The organism is Arthrobacter sp. Hiyo1, from assembly GCF_001263615.2.
Lineage (GTDB): Bacteria > Actinomycetota > Actinomycetes > Actinomycetales > Micrococcaceae > Arthrobacter.
In genome coordinates this window covers 95,698-100,173 of the sequence record NZ_DF952470.1, presented here as the reverse complement: position 1 = coordinate 100,173, position 4,476 = coordinate 95,698, and the positions used below count along the sequence as shown (strand labels likewise).

At 62.4% G+C, this 4,476-nt stretch carries 6 protein-coding genes; 3 read left to right on the top strand and 3 right to left on the bottom strand.

Annotation, left to right across the window (positions count from 1 at the left end; all coding sequences use genetic code 11):
- Together AHiyo1_RS09430 and AHiyo1_RS09425 are read left to right on the top strand one after the other, a co-directional pair.
- Positions 1-722 (top strand): sensor histidine kinase (locus AHiyo1_RS09430; RefSeq protein WP_148667528.1); only part of this gene is annotated, 722 nt, incomplete at its 5' end.
- Positions 723-731: 9 nt separating this feature from the next.
- On the top strand, positions 732-1,133 hold the full coding sequence (locus AHiyo1_RS09425) for a VOC family protein (protein ID WP_059388397.1): 402 nt from the start codon (positions 732-734) through the stop codon (positions 1,131-1,133).
- Here the strand turns inward: AHiyo1_RS09425 and AHiyo1_RS09420 are convergent, their stop codons facing one another.
- Positions 1,134-1,583 carry a GtrA family protein gene (locus AHiyo1_RS09420; RefSeq protein ID WP_084784442.1) on the bottom strand — a complete coding sequence of 150 codons (450 nt, stop codon included), beginning with the start codon at positions 1,581-1,583 and terminating at the stop codon, positions 1,134-1,136.
- A gap of 254 nt (positions 1,584-1,837) precedes the next feature.
- Between AHiyo1_RS09420 and AHiyo1_RS09415 the strand changes: the two genes are divergently transcribed.
- Positions 1,838-3,406, top strand: coding sequence for a DUF2142 domain-containing protein (locus AHiyo1_RS09415; RefSeq protein ID WP_084784441.1), 1,569 nt, complete (start codon positions 1,838-1,840; stop codon positions 3,404-3,406).
- Between the two features lie 21 nt (positions 3,407-3,427).
- Here AHiyo1_RS09415 and AHiyo1_RS09410 read toward each other — a convergent pair whose 3' ends face one another.
- Positions 3,428-3,973 (bottom strand): hypothetical protein, encoded by a 546-nt coding sequence (locus tag AHiyo1_RS09410; protein WP_148667511.1) that lies wholly within the window; start codon positions 3,971-3,973, stop codon positions 3,428-3,430.
- Between the two features lie 128 nt (positions 3,974-4,101).
- Positions 4,102-4,476 (bottom strand): hypothetical protein (locus AHiyo1_RS09405; protein ID WP_216363173.1); only part of this gene is annotated, 375 nt, incomplete at its 5' end.

Sequence of the window (4,476 nt, the reverse complement as noted above, 5' to 3'; positions counted from 1 at the left end):
ATGCCGCGCTCCGTACCAGCGAGGGCCGCCAACGCGAGTTCCTGCTCTCCATTTCGCACGAAATCCGGACACCACTTACCGCGCTGCGGGGCTACGCCGAAGCGCTTGCCGATGGCGTGGTCAGCGGAGACGACGTGAGCGGGGTCGGACGGACGCTCGTGGCCGAAACCAACCGCCTGGACCGTTTTGTCCGCGATCTCCTGGAATTGGCACGGCTTGAGTCCGATGATTTCCGCGTGGAACTCCAGCCTGTGGACGCATCCTTGATCCTGCGCGAGAGTTGGCAGGCCTGGCAAGCGGTGTGCGTCCAGAACGGAATTGCCGGTCGGCTCGAACTGCCTTCCGGGCCATTGCCGGTCCGCAGCGATGGCCAGCGCCTGCGCCAAGTGGTGGACGGCTTGCTGGAAAACGCGCTGCGCGTGACCCCTGAAAGCGCTCCCGTTGTGCTCGCCGCTTACCTTTCCGGCAACGGACTCACCGTTGAAGTGCGCGACGGCGGCCCTGGCCTCACGGAGGCGGATGCCTCCGTCGCGTTCGAACGCGGTGCGCTCTTTGCCAGATACAGCGGAGAACGGCCGGTTGGAAGCGGACTCGGTTTGTCCATCGCGGCAAGGATCGTGCAGCGGATGGGCGGCCGCATCAGTGTGCGTGCGGCGCGTGAGGGCGGCGCGGCATTTGTCGTGGAGTTGCCCGGCATTCCCGCGGGCCCCCGTCAAACGTAGACTCTGCGCATGGCTGATGTTCCGGTGGGTTCGCTGCACCACGTAGAAATTTGGGTACCCCACATCAGCCGGGCGCAGGAAGAATGGGGCTGGCTGCTGGCCGAACTGGGCTACGAACAATTCCAGGAGTGGCCCGAGGGCTGCAGTTGGAAACTCGGAGGCACGTACATCGTGATCGAGCAGTCCACGGCCCTCACGGGAAGCACGCACCGCAGGACGGAGCCCGGGCTCAACCACCTCGCCTTCCATGCCGGCACCAGGGAGAACGTGGACCGGCTCCGGGAGCTCGGCGCGGACTCGGGCTGGTACGAGATGTTCGAGAGCAAATATCCCCACGCCGGCGGGCCCGGCCACTACGCCGCCTATCTGGTGAATACCGACGGCTACGAGGTGGAGCTGGTGGCCGGCTGATCAGCCGTCTGCGGCAGTGGGGCTGAATTCGGAATCGTCTTGTTGATCTTTCCCGGAGTTACGGGCATCGGTGCGGAAGATCCAGTATTTGTAGAGGAAGAAATTCCAGGTCATTGTCGAAACCGTGGCCACTACTTTTCCACCCGCATAGGTGAGGGCGAGGCTATCGAAAAGATTGACGATGATGTCCGTTGCGAAGACGTTGAAAACGACTAGGAGGCCGTAGCGGAACATGCTGACGTGCTGCCGGTTATTGGACTGGAAAGTATATGAGCGCTGGACGAAATAGTTGAAGACGAGGCTCGCGAGGAAAGCAGCTGGCGTGGCAAACCACAGGTCAACTCCAAAGCCTTCGTGCAACAGAACCAGCAGGCCAAGATCAATGGCGAAGGAGAGCCCTCCCACGATCAAGAATTTCAAGAGGTGGCTACGGTGGACAAAGCCCACCATGCGCGTCACTTGAGCACGCGGGTCTAGCGCCACTGTTAGCACCCCAAAATCGTCAATGTCATATAAACTGCGGCTTCCGGCGGAGACAGCCTCGCCTCAGCGACCGCAAGGCTCGATCAATCATAACGGCTCCGGTTCCAGCGAAACGCCGCGCATCGAACCGCCAAACCGTGCCGATGGCCTGTTTCGAACGGCTTCAGGCGGTCTCGTCCAGCCGGGTTGTTGGCGACCGGGTGCGATAACGTATCAGGACGATGGTTACCAATTCTCCAGCCCTGCCAAGCGCAGCACGCAGGCCGGGCACACTGCCCACATTGCGGTTTACGTTCATTGCGTTCCCCATCATTGCCGTGCTTTCCATGATTTGGGTGTTCGCCTCACCCCTGATGTCAGTACCCGACGAGCCGGCCCACACCATCAAAGCCGCGGCAGTCGCCCGTGGTGAGCTCACGGGAAGCTCAACAGGCAAGCAGGGCGAGCAGACTATTGTCACGGTTCCGAGATACATTTCCACCATCAGCGCCCAAGGTTGCTTCGCTTTCAAAATCGCCATGACGCCTGCGTGCGCACCTCCACTCGACCCCGCAGCGCGGGACCTCGTGCAAGCCCAAACGAGCGCCGGCAATTACAACCCGATGTACTACGCGATGGTCGGCCTTCCCTCACGGTTCATGGCGGGCGAGCCCGCGATCTACCTGATGCGCCTGATCAGTGCCCTGATCTGCTCAGTGTTCCTTGCGGCCACCATCGGCGCTGCGGCGTCATTGCGCCGTCGCTTCTGGCCAGTGGCGAGCTGCCTGGTTTTCATCACGCCGATGGTGCTTTTTCTCAACGGCTCGATCAATCCCAACGCGCTTGAAGTGGTTACGACTTCTGCCTTGTTTCTCAACCTATGCGTCGTTCTCGAGAATTACCGGAATCTCAAGAACGTTCGGACGAGCATCGTTATTGTCGGGATTTCCGGAGCCGTTTTGGCCAATACCCGCGCTCTTTCGTTGCTCTGGCTGGCGGTGGCGGTAGTTTCAGCCGTGTTGATTTTCGGAATAAAGCCGATGGTCGCCGTCGTGAAGAACCGATTGGGCCTGGCCATGACCGCGCTCATCGGCCTTGGTTGCGCTGCCAGTCTCGCCTGGCTGGTCGCGGCAAATAGCCTGAGCAGCCTGACGGGTACCCCCAGTGATGTGACACCGGACCAGGCCTTCGTCACGATGCTGGACCGCTCATTCGACTATGCGTCCGGCTATATCGGAATCATGGGCTGGCTGGACACCGGCGCACCCGCCGCGGTCTACGCCTTCTGGCACTTTGCCTTTGCGGCCGTCATCATCGGCGGCCTCACCGCACGGCCTCTGCGGGCCCGGCCCGCAGTCTGGATCCTGCTTGTCGCTGTATTGATCCTGCCGCCCATCCTTCAGGCCCAGGTAATACAGCAAATTGGCTACATCTGGCAGGGCAGATACTTGCTGGCCCTGTTTGTCTTGCTTCTGCTCGCCTGCGGAGTGGCCATGCGCATGCGCCCGACACCACGGGGACCATGGGCGCGTTCCCTGTCTCCGTGGCTCTTTGCCGGAGCCGTTGGCGTACACGTTTACCTCTTTGTGTTTGTCCTCCGGCGGTACACGATAGGTCTCCAAACCCATACGAACTGGACGGAAATGTTCGATCCGCTGTGGCAGCCGCCCTTCACTTGGGAAGGGCTGACAACTGCATACCTCCTGGTACTTGTTGCGGGTGCAGTCATCTCACACAGGATCCTCTTTCCGCGCATCCCGCGTTTTCCCTGGAATGTTGAGCGCAGCGAAGCCGAACTCATCACTACCTAGCGCACGGACCCCCCATCCGGGTCAGTCGAGGATGCGACAGGGGAGCTTGACGCCTTTGATCGACCAATCCGTCGGGGCGATCGGAACGATCTGCTCCGGTTCGGCCCCGGGCGTCCGGCATGCCGCTCGGGCCTGCTCGAGATGGTCCGCCCAGATTGGTCCGAACTCGCGCCCCACGGCCACGGGGAAGAAGTAGACGAGCATCAGCACGGCCAAAACGCCGAGCGCCGCCGGCCGTGCAGAGCGCCCCAGAACCTCGCCCAGAAGCGGCAAGAGTGCGAACAGGAACATGGACGGCGCAACAGCGTACCGCCCGAGGTGCAAGGCGTTCCAGCCGGCGTCGTCGAAAGCGGCGTAGTCGAGGAACGGCCGGAAGTTCAGGGCCACGGCTGCGCACGCTATGACGACCGAGCCGCCCAGGAACGCGCCTGCGGCAACCCTCTCGCGCGTTCCACCCCGAACAAGGATGAGCGCGGTCGCTGCAAGGAAGAGGACCCCCGCCAGCACCACGGGCACCCAACCGAAACGGACTACCACGCGGGATATCTGTCCGGCGGTACCGAACATTACGGCGGACGGGCCGTCGACGAACCACCCGTATACGACCGATAGCCAATTCACCGGCGGTGCGGCCGGGTTTTCGCGCGGGAACGCCAGCGTCGTGAAAACCTGCGCCCCAACGCCAACGAGGAGGGCTAGCCTCGGACCCCAAAGGCGTGCGTCCCGCAGCTGTAGAGAAACAGGGGGACGAACACTGCGGCCTGTATTTCGGTAAGGCCCACGAGCAGCGCCGCAACCGTCAGGAGGACACCCTCGGCCCATGTCCGGGGCCGTTTCAAAAGGAGCCACGGCGCCAAGTACAGGAAGTACCAATGCAGGTTTGCGAGGTTTCCGAGGGCCTCCTCCGGGCTGGCAGCGACCAAGACGGGCACCGCTGCGAACCCAAGCCGGACCCAGGTATTACTGGACAGCGCGGACGAGCAGTGGAACACGAGCGCGGCCACGCCGCCCACGATCAGGCACGCCGCCACGGTCACCGCGATCGCCCACGCGTCCACAGGAAGCAGTCT